The 13,839-nt window shown below is 71.4% G+C and carries 11 protein-coding genes and 2 pseudogenes; 7 read left to right on the forward strand and 6 right to left on the reverse strand.

The features are described 5' to 3' along the window. Nucleotides 1-7 precede the first annotated feature (7 nt). The 3 genes from ACFVYF_RS23005 to ACFVYF_RS23015 all read left to right on the forward strand — a co-directional run bounded on the left by ACFVYF_RS23005 (nucleotide 8) and on the right by ACFVYF_RS23015 (nucleotide 3,000). On the forward strand, nucleotides 8-856 hold the full coding sequence (locus ACFVYF_RS23005; protein WP_389458006.1) for an LLM class flavin-dependent oxidoreductase: 849 nt from the start codon (nucleotides 8-10) through the stop codon (nucleotides 854-856). Nucleotides 857-977: 121 nt separating this feature from the next. After that, complete coding sequence (locus tag ACFVYF_RS23010) at nucleotides 978-2,039, forward strand: LLM class flavin-dependent oxidoreductase (protein ID WP_389458008.1); 1,062 nt, start codon at nucleotides 978-980, stop codon at nucleotides 2,037-2,039. A 289-nt stretch (nucleotides 2,040-2,328) separates the two neighbouring features. Further along, nucleotides 2,329-3,000 carry a FadR/GntR family transcriptional regulator gene (locus ACFVYF_RS23015; RefSeq protein WP_383286866.1) on the forward strand — a complete coding sequence of 224 codons (672 nt, stop codon included), beginning with the start codon at nucleotides 2,329-2,331 and terminating at the stop codon, nucleotides 2,998-3,000. A gap of 16 nt (nucleotides 3,001-3,016) precedes the next feature. Here ACFVYF_RS23015 and ACFVYF_RS23020 read toward each other — a convergent pair. Beyond that, nucleotides 3,017-3,151 (reverse strand): annotated as a pseudogene (locus tag ACFVYF_RS23020) (enolase C-terminal domain-like protein); the annotation flags it as partial. Between the two features lie 484 nt (nucleotides 3,152-3,635). On the opposite strand from ACFVYF_RS23020, the pseudogene ACFVYF_RS23025 reads away from it, so the two are divergent. Next, nucleotides 3,636-4,595, forward strand: a pseudogene (locus tag ACFVYF_RS23025) (PAC2 family protein); the annotation flags it as partial. Nucleotides 4,596-5,148: 553 nt separating this feature from the next. Here the strand turns inward: ACFVYF_RS23025 and ACFVYF_RS23030 are convergent. Next, nucleotides 5,149-6,096 (reverse strand): SMP-30/gluconolactonase/LRE family protein, encoded by a 948-nt coding sequence (locus tag ACFVYF_RS23030; protein ID WP_389458010.1) that lies wholly within the window; start codon nucleotides 6,094-6,096, stop codon nucleotides 5,149-5,151. Nucleotides 6,097-6,396: 300 nt separating this feature from the next. Here ACFVYF_RS23030 and ACFVYF_RS23035 point away from each other — a divergent pair, with 300 nt between their 5' ends. Next, a complete protein-coding gene (locus ACFVYF_RS23035) occupies nucleotides 6,397-8,130 on the forward strand; it encodes a S8 family peptidase (protein WP_389458012.1) in 1,734 nt (577 codons plus the stop codon). A gap of 128 nt (nucleotides 8,131-8,258) precedes the next feature. Beyond that, nucleotides 8,259-8,993: a hypothetical protein gene (locus ACFVYF_RS23040; protein WP_389458014.1), complete on the forward strand. Its 735-nt coding sequence runs from the start codon at nucleotides 8,259-8,261 to the stop codon at nucleotides 8,991-8,993. Nucleotides 8,994-9,122: 129 nt separating this feature from the next. Here ACFVYF_RS23040 and mshC read toward each other — a convergent pair whose 3' ends face one another. The 4 genes from mshC to ACFVYF_RS23060 all read right to left on the reverse strand — a co-directional run bounded on the left by mshC (nucleotide 9,123) and on the right by ACFVYF_RS23060 (nucleotide 12,719). Continuing rightward, nucleotides 9,123-10,352 (reverse strand): cysteine--1-D-myo-inosityl 2-amino-2-deoxy-alpha-D-glucopyranoside ligase, encoded by a 1,230-nt coding sequence (mshC, locus tag ACFVYF_RS23045; RefSeq protein WP_389458016.1) that lies wholly within the window; start codon nucleotides 10,350-10,352, stop codon nucleotides 9,123-9,125. 187 nt (nucleotides 10,353-10,539) lie between these two features. After that, nucleotides 10,540-11,358 (reverse strand): SCO1664 family protein, encoded by an 819-nt coding sequence (locus ACFVYF_RS23050; RefSeq protein ID WP_389458018.1) that lies wholly within the window; start codon nucleotides 11,356-11,358, stop codon nucleotides 10,540-10,542. After that, nucleotides 11,322-11,912, reverse strand: a complete 591-nt coding sequence (locus ACFVYF_RS23055; RefSeq protein WP_389458020.1) for a DUF3090 domain-containing protein — start codon at nucleotides 11,910-11,912, stop codon at nucleotides 11,322-11,324. Before ACFVYF_RS23055 ends, ACFVYF_RS23050 begins: the two co-directional genes overlap by 37 nt. Nucleotides 11,913-12,032: 120 nt before the next feature. Beyond that, nucleotides 12,033-12,719: a histidine phosphatase family protein gene (locus tag ACFVYF_RS23060; RefSeq protein ID WP_389458022.1), complete on the reverse strand. Its 687-nt coding sequence runs from the start codon at nucleotides 12,717-12,719 to the stop codon at nucleotides 12,033-12,035. A gap of 86 nt (nucleotides 12,720-12,805) precedes the next feature. Between ACFVYF_RS23060 and corA the strand changes: the two genes are divergently transcribed. Next, nucleotides 12,806-13,804, forward strand: a complete 999-nt coding sequence (gene corA, locus ACFVYF_RS23065; protein WP_389458025.1) for a magnesium/cobalt transporter CorA — start codon at nucleotides 12,806-12,808, stop codon at nucleotides 13,802-13,804. The last annotated feature ends 35 nt before the right edge of the window (nucleotides 13,805-13,839 follow it).

The following is a 13,839-nucleotide window of genomic DNA, read 5'->3' on the forward strand; positions in this document are numbered from 1 at the left end:
GAACGCGATGAGCCAACTGATTCTGGGCGTCACCCTCGACGGCCGGGGCGTGCATCCGGCCGCCCCCGGCGGACCGCCCACGGTGGAGGAGTTCATACGGCTGGTGCGGCGCTCGGAGGCGGCACTGCTGGACTTCGTCACCGTCGAGGACGGGCCGGGGCAGCTGGACTCCGCCCTGCTGCTCACCGTCGCCGCACGGGAGACCGCGCGCATCGGGCTGGTACCGCTGGGGCCGGCGCTGGGGCAGCCCGCCGGGTACGCGGCCCGGTTCGCCACGCTCGATCTGCTCAGCGGGGGCAGGGCGGGCGTACGGCCCCGCATCGCGGCGGACGACATCGAGCACGAGCGGATCCTGGCGATCCTCGGGACGCCCGAGGGCGATCGTCAGGTGGCCGAACTCTTCGACAGGGCAGCCGAGTTCCTGCGCCGGGTCGGCCTGGAGTGGGACAAGGCCGAGCCGTCGGCGGCGGCACCGCAGGGCCGCCCGCCGTTCATCTCCCTCGCGCACGACACCGTCCCGTACCGCTTCGCGGCCCGTCGCGCCGACGTCGTGATCGTCACGCCCGCCGACGCCGAAGAGCTGCGCAGGACACGTGCCGAGGTCGACCGTCTCGCCGCCGAGGAGGGCCGCACGCTGAAGGTCCTCGCCGATCTGAACGTGATCCTGGCTCCGAGTGACGGCGCGGCCGCCGAGCGCCTCGCGGATCTGGAGGACGCGGCCGGCGGCCCGTTCGAGTCCGACGCCGGGATTTCCACGGGACCCCGGAGGGGCTGGCCGACCTGTTCGAGGAGTGGCACCACGAGGGCGGCGCCGACGGCTTCCGGATCCGCCCGGCCGTACTGCCCCTCGACCTGAACGCGCTGGTGGACCGCACGGTTCCCGAGCTGATCAGGCGCGGGCTGTTCCGGTCCGCCTATGAGACCCGTACTCTGCGCGGCCATCTGGGCCTCGCGGCCGCCACCCCCGAAGGGACGTCATGAAGTTCCAGGTGCTCTCGATCATCAGCCACGCCCCGCACCCGCTGACCGGTGAACTCCTCTCCCCCGCCGACCGGTTGGCCGAGGTGGTCGAGGTCGGCGTGGCGGCGGAGCGGTCCGGCTATGACGCGTACGCGATCGGCGAGCGGCACGCCGGTCCGTTCCTGTCGTCCGGACCGACGGTGATCCTGGGCGCGCTGGCGGCCCGTACCAGCCGCATCAAACTGCTCACCGGCGTCACCGTGGTCGCGATCCTCGACCCGGTGCGGGTCGCCGAGGACTACGCGACTCTCGACCAACTCTCGCGGGGACGCATCGAGTTGGTGATCGGAAAGGGCGCGGAGGCCGGTCACTTCGATCTCTTCGGGCTCGACGAGGAACGGCAGTGGGACCTCCAGAAGGAGAAGTACGAGCTGCTGCGCAGGCTGTGGAGCGAGGAGAACGTCGACTGGGAAGGTGAGTTCAGGCCGGCGCTGAAGAACGTGACCACCGTGCCGCGGCCCTACGACGGGCCCCCGCGCGTCTGGCACGGCTCGGCGACCTCCCTCAACTCCCCCGAACTGGCGGCCAAGCACGGCGATCCGCTGTTCACGGCCAACGCCATCCAGCCGCGTGCCGCGTACGCCCGGCTGATCGAGCACTACCGGGAGCGGTTCGAGGCGTACGGGCACGATCCGGCGCATGCCCATGTGGCGGCGGGTTCGGGCGGGCTGCTGATCGCCGACACGCACGAGCAGGCGGTCGCCCGGTACAAGGACCTGTACGAAGCGAAGGTGCGCCAGGCCTTCCGGCCGCATCTGGAGGGCAGGGCGGGCTACAACACGCCCTTCCGCACCATCGAGGACGCGATCGCGGACGGGCCCCAGCTCATCGGCTCGCCCCAGCAGATCATCGACAAGATCCTCGGATATCACGAGGTGTACCGGCACGACCTCCAGTCGGTCACCGTGGACGCCTTCGGGCAGTCGACGGCCGAGCAGATCGAGACGCTGCAGCGCTTCCAGGAGGAGATCGCACCGGTGGTACGACGGGAGGCGCCGAGCTCGCTCTGGGAGGAGTAGGCGGGGTCTCGGGGCGGGCTCGGGGCGGATCGCGGGGAGGGCTCGGGGCGAGGCCCCGGGGGGAGGACTCGGGGGGAGGACTCGGGGCGAGGCCGGGGTCGGGGGTTCGCCGGGTGGCGGGAGCGTTGGCTGTCGACAGGAGACGGCCGGCGACAGGTGACCGCTGACGGCAGGGGGCGGCCGGGGGGCTGGCGTCTGGCGGCTGACATCGGACTTTGTGCCCCGTTCAACTGGCTGAACCCCCATAATGTCGTGAGACATCGGATGTCTGAACGAGGGAGGCACCGCCATGGCCGTCACCGATGAGGCGATCGAGAAAATCAAGGGAATGATCGTCTCCGGCTCACTGCGGCCCGGCGACCGGCTCCCCAAGGAGAGCGAGCTCGCCGCCGAGCTCGGGCTGTCCCGCAACTCCCTGCGCGAGGCCGTGCGGGCGCTGTCGCTCATCCGCATCCTCGATGTGCGGCAGGGCGACGGCACGTATGTGACCAGCCTCGATCCGCAACTGCTGCTGGAGGCGCTGAGCTTCGTCGTCGACTTCCACCGCGACGACACCGTCCTGGAGTTCCTGGCGGTGCGCCGCATTCTGGAGCCGGCCGGGACGGCGATGGCGGCCTCACGCATCAGCGAACAGCAACTGGACGCCCTGACCGCCCAGTTGGACGCGCTCGGCGCCGCACCCTCGGTGGAGGAACTCGTCGCCTGCGACCTGGAGTTCCACCGGGGCATCGTGCAGAGCTCCGGGAACTCGGTGCTCTGCTCCCTGCTCGACGGTCTCTCCGGACCCACCACCCGGGCCCGGATCTGGCGCGGCCTGACCCAGGAGGACGCGGTCAGCCGTACGCTGCACGAGCACCGCGCGATCATCGCCGCCCTGCGCGACCGGGACGCGGAAGCCGCCCGGTCCTGGGCCACCGTGCACATCGCGAGCGTGGAGCAGTGGCTGCGCTCGACCCTCTAGTACGGGGCCTGGTACGGGGCTCTTCGGGACACCGCGCTGCCGCCGGGTCACAGGGCGCCAGGGCCTCGGTTCGGCGCACGGCTTCGACGACGTCCCACCGCTGGTTGGCGTCGACGGCGATCCGCACGCCGGGACCGACCGCCTTGCGGGCCGGCTGTGGAGAGCCCCCGCACCGTACGGGCGCAGCGTCTCGATCGCCACCCCCGCGACCTCGTTGCCGCGGCCGACGGTGAGGCTGAAACCGTACCCCGCGAGTCATCGGAGGTGTAGCGGACCAGATGGGCCAGCGAGCCGCCCGGATCCGGACTCATCGCGTCCGGCCGTCCCGCCCCACCGACGTGAGAACCCGCACGTCGTGCACATCGAGGCCGGTCACGCTCGCGTTCGCAAGTGCCCCATGTCGCTCGCCGAACATCGGACCTCTCGGGGTCATCTGACGTATAACGCACACCTACGACAACCTCCAGGGCTCCCGGCGAAGTTGGCTCGGGACAGCTCGGATGACTGAGGGGTGTTTCGGGGTGGCGTACGGGGCAGTCATCCGTTCATCCCTCCGTGCAAGGGGGCTGCGGAGGCCCCCGGCGCACGCCGTAAGGTTGGGACGTACGCGAGGGCACGTCGGAAGGAGGCGCTGGGTGATCGAGCTGGAGGGGGTTCCCGAGCTGATCGACCCAGTCATGGTGGCCGCGTTCGAGGGCTGGAACGACGCCGGCGACGCCGCCTCCGCCGCGGTCGCGCACCTGGACAGGGAGTGGAAGGGTGAGGTGTTCGCGGCGCTCGACGCCGAGGACTACTACGACTTCCAGGTCAACCGGCCCACGGTGTGGCTGGACGGCGGGGTACGCAAGATCACCTGGCCGACGACGCGTCTTTCGGTGGTCCGGGTGGGCGGCGAGAAGCCGCGTGACCTGGTGCTGGTCCGGGGCATCGAGCCGTCGATGCGCTGGCGCTCGTTCTGCAACGAGATCCTTGCCTTCGCCCATGAGCTGGGCGTCGAGCTGGTCGTCGTCCTGGGCGCGCTCCTCGGCGACACCCCGCACACCCGTCCGGTACCGGTCAGCGGGGTCACCTCCGACCCGGACCTGGCCCGCACCATGGACCTGGAGGAGACCAAGTACGAGGGCCCCACGGGGATCGTCGGCATTCTCCAGGAGGCGTGCACGCACGCGGGCGTTCCGGCGGTGTCGCTGTGGGCGGCCGTTCCGCACTACGTCTCGCAGCCGCCGAACCCGAAGGCGACCCTGGCCCTTCTGAACCGCCTTGAGGACCTGATCGACCTGCGCATTCCCCTGGGCGAGCTGCCCGAGGACGCGCGGGCCTGGCAGCTGGGCGTCGACCAGCTGGCCGCCGAGGACAGCGAGGTCGCCGAGTACGTGCAGACGCTGGAGGAGGCCCGGGACACCGCCGAGCTGCCCGAGGCGTCGGGTGAAGCCATCGCTCGCGAGTTCGAACGCTATCTGCGGCGGCGGGACGGCAGCGGTCCCACGCCGCCGCCCGGGAGCCACGCGACCGAGAGCGGCGAGTCCGCCACCTTCCTGCGTGACACTCCCGGTGGCCGCGCCCGGCCCAAGCCGCAACGGCCCGAGGCCGAGGGCGGGACCGGCGCGGAGGTCCCGGCCGACACCGGCGACGACGACGGGACCGAGGGACCCGAGGGGGCCGCAGGCTCTCCGGGGGCCCCACGCTCCGGGGAACCCCGGGAGACCTCCGGCCCGCCGGGGCCGCCGGCCTTCTCGGACTCCGCCGACGCGCCGAGGACCTCGGGGACCGCGAAGCCCTCTGGCACCGCGGACACCTCGAAGCCTTCGGACACCTCGAAGCCTTCGGATACCTCGGACGCCTCGGATGCTTCGGATACCTCGGACGCTTCGGATGCTTCGGATAGCTCGGTAGCCTCCGGCGACTCCGACGCGCCTGACGGGCCCGACGGTGGCCCCGAGTCCGCCGGCTCATCGGGCTCTCCTGGCTCCGACGGCCCGTCGGGGTCCTCGAAATCCCCGAAGCCGCCGGAGTCCCCACAGTCCCCGGAGCCCTCGGACGACTGAACCGGCCTCGGACGACGGAACCGGCAGGGGCGGTGCGCACGACGCGCACCGCCCCTCGGTCATCGGCGGCCGGGTGCGCCCGTCCGACCTGACGGGACCGCCGTCAGACCTGGTCCACCGCCACCACGTCGTACTCCGTGTCCGGCGTCGGCTCGACATCGAAGCGGGCGTTCGGCAGATAGAGCCGATCGCCCCACGCGGCGACCGTCGTCGGGATACGGAAGCGCGGGTCCGTGATCCGGGCGATCGCCGTGCCCTTGGTGCCGGACGCGTTCAGCCGGAAGACGTCGATCTGGTTCAGCTGCTGCTGCACGGCGTAGAGCGTACGGCCGAGGAGCAACAGGCCGTCGCCGTAGGGCAGTCGGGAGCTTCCCAGGTCCACGGCACGCGCCACGCCCGTACGCGGGTCGACGCGCATCAGCCCGCCGCCGCCCGCGACCGTGTTGACGACGAGCAGCGCACTGGCGTCGGGCGTGAGCTCGATGCCGTTGGCCGTGAAGTCCGGGCCCTGCTCCCAGTCGCCGGTCAGCGGCAGGGGCGTCACGGCGCCGGGCTCGCCGTGTTCGCCGAGGGCGAGCCGGTAGAGCTGTGCCTGGTACGAGTCGGTGAACCAGGCGGAGCGCGGTGTGACGATCACGTCGTTCACGAACCGGCCGCCGACGGCGTACACCTTCTCGGTCTCGCCGCTGCGGACGTCCACCGTGCGCAGCTCACCGCTCACGCCACCGGCGAGGAAGAGCCGGCCGCGCGGGTCGGTCTTCAGTCCCACGGTGGGATGCCCGGCGCCGAGGCCCTTGCTGATGACGCGGCCGCGCCCGGTGGCGAGGCTCGCGCGGTAGATGTCGCCGTTCGCGAGCGACCCGAAGTACGCGAACGGGGTGGTGCCGATGGCTATGCCCTCGGGCTGAAAGCCGTGCGGCAAAGGGAATTGGGCGGGCCCGGGCTCTCCCGCCGCCTGGGCGGTGCCCCCTGCCGTGCCGCCCAGAACTGCCGCGCCTCCCAGTACCGCGGCGGTTGTGAGGAGTCTTCTACGTGCGAAGGAACGGTCCATGAAGCGTCCTTACGCAAAGGGCCGAGTCGAGCTCGGCCGATGGTCAACAGACGCTTCCACCCCATCACATGACCCCTGCCACTGCAGCCTTTGGCCGGTTTGCTGCGTGACATCTGTTTCAGGGCGGATTGCACAGGGTTCCCCATTCAACTTGTTTCCAAACCAAGTTGCCGAAGACGGGGTGGACGTGTTGGCCCGGCCGTGCCAGGTTGGGCCCCGAAGGCGCGGCCCGGAGCAGGGACTTGGCGCCGCGTCACCCCGCGACAAGGCACCCGCAGGGACCGAAGGGAGCGGCACGCGATGACCGATCAGGTACAGCCGACGCAGGGCCCGGGAGCGTCCGGGCCGGGGCCCGACGGAGCGGGATTCACCTACCGAGGAGCGGAGCAGGAACTGATCGTCGTCGCTCGCCCCGAGGCCCGGCTGCGCGCCGGCGCCGAGGGGGTGCGCTCCGCGGCGGGCTCCGACGTATCGGCCCTCAACATGTTCCTCAGCGACGAACAGCTCGCCCTGGAACCGCTGTTCGGCAGCGAGGAGCGGATCCAGCAGTCCGCGCACGCCGAGAGCGTGCCGGAGCTCACTCGCTTCTACCGGGTCCGTGGCGGCGAGAGCCGCGCCCAGGAGCTGCGCTCACGGATCGCCGCGCTGCCGGAGATCGACACGGCGTACGTGAAGCCCGGCGCCGTACCCGCCTCGGTGGAGTCCGTCGGGCAGAGCACGGACGACAGCCGGCGAGTGAAGGAAGGCGCCCCGGTCACCCCCGACTTCAGCAGCCGCCAGGGCTATCTGGGCCGGGCGCCCGAGGGGATCGACGCGGCGTGGGCCTGGCAGCGCCCGGGCGGCACGGGCCAGGGCGTGACGGTGATCGATGTGGAGGGCGCCTGGCAGCTCGGCCACGAGGATCTGGCGGCCAAGCTCGCCGGTGTCGTCGTCGGCACCCCGCTGACCGACCTCGCCTGGCGCAACCACGGCACCGCCGTGATCGGTGTGATCGGCGGCGACCGCAATGAGCACGGCATCTCCGGCATCGTCCCGGACGCGGTGACCGCGGCCGCGTCCTTCCAGGGCATCGGCACGGCGGCCGCGATCCACGCGGCGGCCGACCGGCTCGGCCCGGGCGACATCGTCCTGGTCGAACTCCACCGGCCCGGGCCCCGGCTCGATTACGAACAGCGCGGCGACCAGCAGGGATACATCGCGCTGGAGTGGTGGCCCGACGACTGCGCGGCCATCCGCTATGCGACCGCCAAGGGCGTCATCGTGGTGGAGGCCGCGGGCAACGGCGGCGAGTCGCTCGACGACGCGGTGTACGAGCGCCGTCCCGACGAGTTCCCGGAGGACTGGCGCAACCCGTTCAACCCCTCCCACCAGTCCTCCGGCGCGATCCTGGTCGGTGCCGGTGCCCCGCCGCCCGGCACCCACGGCCGCGACCACGGCCCGGACCGCTCACGGCTGGCGTTCTCCAACTACGGGGCACGCCTGGACGCGCAGGGCTGGGGACGTGAGGTCACGACCACCGGTGGTTCCTGGGACCGGCCCGGCGATCTGCAGGGCGGTGCCGAGGAGATCGCCTGGTACACGGACACGTTCTCCGGGACCTCCTCCGCCTCCCCGGTGGTGGTCGGCGCCCTGGCCGCACTGCAGGGCATGCTGAAGGCGGCCGGGCAGGACCCGATGTCCCCGGAGCGGGTCCGCTCGGTGCTGCGGGCGACCGGGTCTCCGCAGCAGGACGCGCCGGGGCGTCCCGCGTCCCAGCGGATCGGCAGCCGGCCGGACATCAAGGCGGCGGTCACCCGTCTGCTGCCCGACGCGGTCGGCTCCGGCCGGGCCGAGCGCTACTGGGACGAGCTGCTGCCCTACCCACGTGAACTCCCGCCGCGGCTCCGGCTGTTCGTGGCCGGTGAATGGCGCAACCTGAACAACCCGTCCCCCGAGACACGCCAGGCGGTGCACACCGCCTTCGCGACGGGACACCCCGACGTCCGGGTCTGGTTCTCGGACGACGAGATCGTCGGCCTGGTGGTCACGGGCTGAGGACCTGGTCGTCAGGGACGAACCGACGGCCCGGGGGCAGGGCCGGCCGTCACAGGCCGGCGCAATCCGACCAACGATCGACGCTCGACCCGACCAACGCTCAACGATTGAGGGAAGGTGGCACCCGCATGAGCACCACCCCGCAGATGAGCCAACAGGGACAGCACCAGCAGCCGAGCACCTCGCCGTACCAGCAGCAGGGCATCGGCCAGCAACAGCCGTTCGGGCAAGAGGGCGGCCAACAGCAGCCGTTCGGACAGCAGATGCAGCAGCCGTTCGGGCAAGAGGGCGGCCAGCAACAGCCGTTCGGACAGCAGATGCAACAGCCGTTCGGACAGCAGATGCAGCAGCCGTTCGGACAGCAGGGGCCGGGTCAGCAGGGCATGGGTCAGCAGGGCATGGGTCAGCAGGGCGGCGGTCAGCAGCAACAGGCGCCGCAACAAGGCCCGCAGCAGCTCCCCCAGCACCTGCAGCAGCAGCTCCAGCAGCTCGGCCGGCAGCAGCCGTTCCAGCAGCTGCTGCAGCAGCTCGGTGGTCAGCAGCAGATCGGCGCACAGCAGCCGCAGCCGCAGCCGCAACAGATTCAGCAGATCCAGCAGGGTGAGCCGCTGGTCCTGCCGAGCGCGGTCGGAACCCAGGCGCTGGCCATCGGGGTGGCCCAGCACTTCCAGGACGTCGTCACCCCGCTCCCGGGCCAGCCGCAGGTGCTCTACCTGTACATCAGCAACGGCTGGCGCCGGCTGGTGAACCCGAACCAGGTGACGCACGACGAGGTCCAGCGCGCGTTCGCCTTCGGACAGCAGATCTACGGGATCTACGACACCAACAGCAGCGTCATCCAGTCCGTCATCGTGAGCAAGTGACAGCGGCCGCTCCACACGCGTGAAGGACGCCGGGCGGGTGACTCCCCGCCCGGCGTCCCCTTGCTCCCGCAGAGCCGCGTACGCCGCCGGCCCGGTCGCCCGGAAAGCCGGGCAGTCGGTCCCGGTCGCCTAGAGAGCCACTCCCAGCAGAGCGTCCACCGCACGCGACACGACACCGGGCGCGCCCTCGTCCGTACCGCCCCGCTCGTGCTGGAGCGCGGCCCAGCGGTCGACCGCGGCGAGCGCGGCCGGCGCGTCCAGGTCGTCGGCGAGGGCGACGCGGATCTCGTCGACGAGCGCGTCGGCGGAGGGGCCATCGGGCCGCGACACCGCCGCGCGCCAGTCACCGAGACGGGCGACCGCCTCTTCGAGGACGGTGTCCGTCCACTCCCAGTCGGCCCGGTAGTGGTGCGCGAGCAGCGCGAGACGGATGGCGGCCGGGTCGACTCCGTCACGTCGCAGCGTGGAGACGAAGACCAGGTTGCCCTTGGACTTCGACATCTTCTCGCCGTTCAGCGCGACCATGCCTGCGTGGACGTACGCCTTGGCCATCGGGAACTCGCCGGTCAGCGCCTGGGCGTGCGAGGCGCCCATCTCGTGGTGCGGGAAGGCGAGGTCGGAGCCGCCGCCCTGGACGTCGAAGCCCATGCCGAGATGGTCGAGCGCGATGGCCACGCACTCGATGTGCCAGCCGGGCCGGCCGCGGCCGAGCGAGCCGCCGTCCCAGCTCGGCTCGCCCTCGCGGGCCGCCATCCAGAGCATCGGGTCGAGCGGGTTCTTCTTGCCCGGCCGGTCCGGGTCGCCGCCGCGCTCTGCGGAGAGCAGGCGCATCGCGGCGGCGTCCAGGTGGGACACCTGTCCGAAGTGCGGGTCGGACTCGACGGAGAAGTACACGTCTCCTTCGAGCTCGTAGGCGGCGCCGGCGTCCCGCAGCCGCTCGACCAGCGGCACGATCCCGGGTATCGCCTCGACCGCACCGATGTAGTGCCGCGGGGGCAGCATCCGCAGGGCGGTCATGTCCTCCCGGAAGAGGGCGGTCTCCTTCTCGGCGAGCCCCACCCAGTCGATGCCGTCGCGCTGCGCGCGCTCGAGGAGCGGGTCGTCGACGTCGGTCACGTTCTGGACGTAGTGAACCTGCCGCTTGGTGTCGAGCCACACGCGCTGCACGAGGTCGAACGCGTTGTAGGTCGCCGCGTGACCCAGGTGGGTCGCGTCGTACGGCGTGATGCCGCAGACGTAGATACGGGCGACGGGACCGGGGTCGAGGGCGACGAGCCCTCCGGTCGCGGTGTCGTGGATCCGGAGGTCGCGTCCCTCACCGGGCAGGGCGGGGACCTCAGAAGCGGGCCAGGCATACATGCCCTGAGCCTAACCGGACGGATGTTCCGGATACGAACCGGACCAGGCCTGATGGCCGGGAAGGCGGTCTTGCCGGCCAGGCGAGCCTGTGCATCCGTACCGCTCCCCGACCGCGCACGGCCCGGCCGGGGGAACCGGACCCGCTCCGGCGGACAACCGCCGCCGGGCCCGGGCCCGCTGGGCTCCGTCACACCGGCGGCCACGGAATGGCCGGCCACTCCCCGCTCGGTTCGGGATGCTTCCCCGAGGTGAGGAGCGCGTCGACACGCGCCCGCGTGGCCTCGACCTCGGCCAGGGTGATGAGTTCGGCCAGCCGGGTGGCCAGTGGCCCGCCCGGTGCGAGTCCGTCCCGCAGGGTGGTCAGCACCTCGACCGCTTCCCCGGTGAGCGGCTCGCCCGCCCACCCCCACAGCAGAGTCCGCAGCTTGTTCTCGGCGTTGAAGGTGACCCCGTGGTCGATGCCGTACAGCCGGTCCTCGTCCGCGGGCAGCAGATGGCCGCCCTTGCGGTCGGCGTTGTTGATCACGGCGTCCAGCACCGCGAGGCGCCGCAGCCGCACGTCGTCGGCGTGCACGAGCAGTGCCGTGCGCCCCTCGCCGACCTCGGCGAACCCGACGGCCTTCCAGCCGTCCGCGGGCTCCTCGCCGTCGACCAGCGCGAGCAGCTCGGCGTCCGCCGCGCTCTCGATCCAGAGCTGGCACATGCCCTCGCCGTACGGCCCGTCCCGCAGCACGGTGGGCGGCACGAGCCCCCAGCCGGTCGCCTCGGACACCTCGTACGCCGCCACCTCGCGCTGGGCCAGCGTGCCGTCGGGGAAGTCCCACAGGGGCCGTTCCCCGGCGACCGGCTTGTAGACGCAGAACGCGTCCTGCCCCTCGTGGGCGACGGAGCAGTACAGCACCGCGTTCGACGCCTCACGGATCTGTCCGCGCACCTTCAGCTCGCCCTTGGCGAGCAGCTCGGCCGTGGTCACGCTCCGCGGCGGTATCCGTTCTGGCGCGGACATACGTGTCCTTCCGGGTCGAGCGGGAGGCTGCACAGCGGGCACGGCGGCCGGCCGGCGTTGACGACGTCGAGGGCGCGCTTGGCGAAGGCCCGGGCCTGCGCGCCGGTGAGCCGGACGCGGAGCATCGGCGGGCCGTTCTCCTCGTCCTGGAGCAGTCGTTCCTCTGCCTCGGCGAGGTCCTCGTCGGTATCGGCGTCCAGCTCGACCAGGGCCTGCGCCTCGACGATCATGCGCTGCTCGTCGCCGTCCCAGGCCAGCGCCATCGTGCCGACGCGGAACTCCTCCTCCACCGGGTTCTCCAGCGGGGCGGTGTCGGTGACCTCGGCGGGGGCCACGGCCGGTACGGGCGCGCTGCCCCCGGTCCGCCGTACGACCTCGTCGAGCAGCTCTTCCATGCGCTCGGCCAGGGCGGCGACCTGCGTCTTCTCCAGGGCCACACTGGTCACCCGGGGGCCCGAGGAGGCCTGGAGGAAGAAGGTACGGCGCCCGGGCAGCCCGACCGTACCGGCCACGAAACGGTCCGGTGGGTCATAGAGGAACACCTGACGCGACACGTCCTGTCTCCATTGGGATCGGCATCGGGACCGGGCAGCGGGCTCAGCCTGCGTCGGTCCGCGTGGGTTGCTGACAACTACTGCGCTGCTTCGACCGCTTCACCCTACTGCGGCCGACGATCACGGTGCGCCCGCCCCGCCCCCCACCGGGGCGTCGCCGCCCGCGGCCTCCTCGCGCGGCGCCAGGGACGCGAAATCACCGGTGTCCCCGAGGCGGACGAGAAATGGCCGCATCCGGGTGTAACGGATCGCGGTGATGGAACACGGTTCAACAGAGATCCGCTGGAAGAGGTCGAGATGAAGTCCGAGTGCGTCCGCGACAAGGGATTTGATGATGTCGCCGTGCGAGCACATGAGATACACAGCGTCACTGCCATGATCGCGCTCCACGCGCGCGTTCCACTCGCGGACCGCCTCGGCGGCGCGCGTCTGCATCGCCCGCATCGATTCGCCGCCCGGAAACGCGACCGCGGTCGGATGCGTCTGTACGACCTCCATCAGCGGCTCGTCCATGAGCTCGGCGAGCTTGCGGCCGGTCCAGTCGCCGTAATGGCACTCCCCGATGCGCTCCTCGGTGTGGGCGCGCAGCTCGGGGCGGGCGTCGAGCAGCGGCCGTACGGTCTCCTGGCAGCGCTGCAGGGGGCTGGTGACGACCTCGGAGATCGGCAGCGCGGAGAGCCGGCCGGGCAGGGCGGCGGCCTGGGCGGCACCGCGCTCGTCGAGGGCGACGCCGGGCGTCCACCCGGCGAGGAGACCCGCGGTGTTGGCGGTGGAACGTCCGTGCCGGACGAGGATCAGGGTGGGCATGCGCTCCAGCCTAGGCTGTGTCCGCAAAGCCCCTCCGGAGCGCGACCGGCGTGCACGCCGGTCCGGATGTCGGGAGAATACGCTCTGTGATCGTCGACTGCGCCATCTACCGCGACGGGCGCCGCAGCGACGGCCCCGATGACCTTTCGGACGCCCTGGCACAGGCGCGTGCCGACGGCAACGCCTTCCTCTGGATCGGGCTGCACGAGCCGACGGAGCAGGAGTTCGGCCACGTCACCAGTGAGTTCGGACTGCATCCGCTGGCCGTCGAGGACGCCCTGAAGGCACACCAGCGCCCCAAGATCGAGGTGTACGACGACTCGCTGTTCATGGTCCTGAAGCCGGTCACGTACGACGCCGACAACGACACCGTGTCCTCGGGCGAGGTGATGCTCTTCGTCGGCGACTCCTTCGTGGTCACCGTGCGCCATGGGGAGGGCTCACCGCTCGGCGAGGTGCGGGACCGGCTGGAGAAGGACCCCGACATGCTCCGGCACGGGCCCACGACCGTGCTGTACGCGATCGCCGACGCCACGGTCGACCACTATCTGGAGGTGGCGACCGAGCTGCAGACCGACCTGGAGGAGCTGGAGGCGGAGGTCTTCTCGCCGTCCGCCGGCGGCACGCGGAACACGGCGTCCCGGATCTACACCTTCAAGCGGCAGATCCTGGAGTTCCGCCGGGCGACCGGCCCGCTGGCCGTGCCGCTGACCCGGCTCGCGGGCATGGGTCAGTTCAGCACCGGAGTGCCGTTCGTGGAGGGCGAGGCGCAGCCCTTCTTCCGTGACGTCAGCGACCACCTGACGCGCGTGAACGAGTCGGTGGAGGGCCTGGACCGGCTGGTGTCCGACATCCTCTCCGCGCACCTCGCGCAGATGAGTGTCCGGCAGAACGACGACATGCGGAAGATCTCCGCCTGGGCGGCCATGGCCGCGGTCCCCACGATGATCGCGGGCATCTACGGCATGAACTTCGATCACATGCCGGAGCTGCACTGGGTGTGGTCGTATCCGGCCGTGGTGCTGCTGATGGTCGTCCTGGAGATCGGGCTCTACCGCTTGTTCAAGCAGCGGGGCTGGATGTGACGACGACGGCCACGCGCGCGTGCCCGGAACCATGA

Origin of the sequence: Streptomyces sp. NPDC058274 (assembly GCF_042881375.1) — a bacterium.
Taxonomy (GTDB): Bacteria; Actinomycetota; Actinomycetes; order Streptomycetales; family Streptomycetaceae; genus Streptomyces.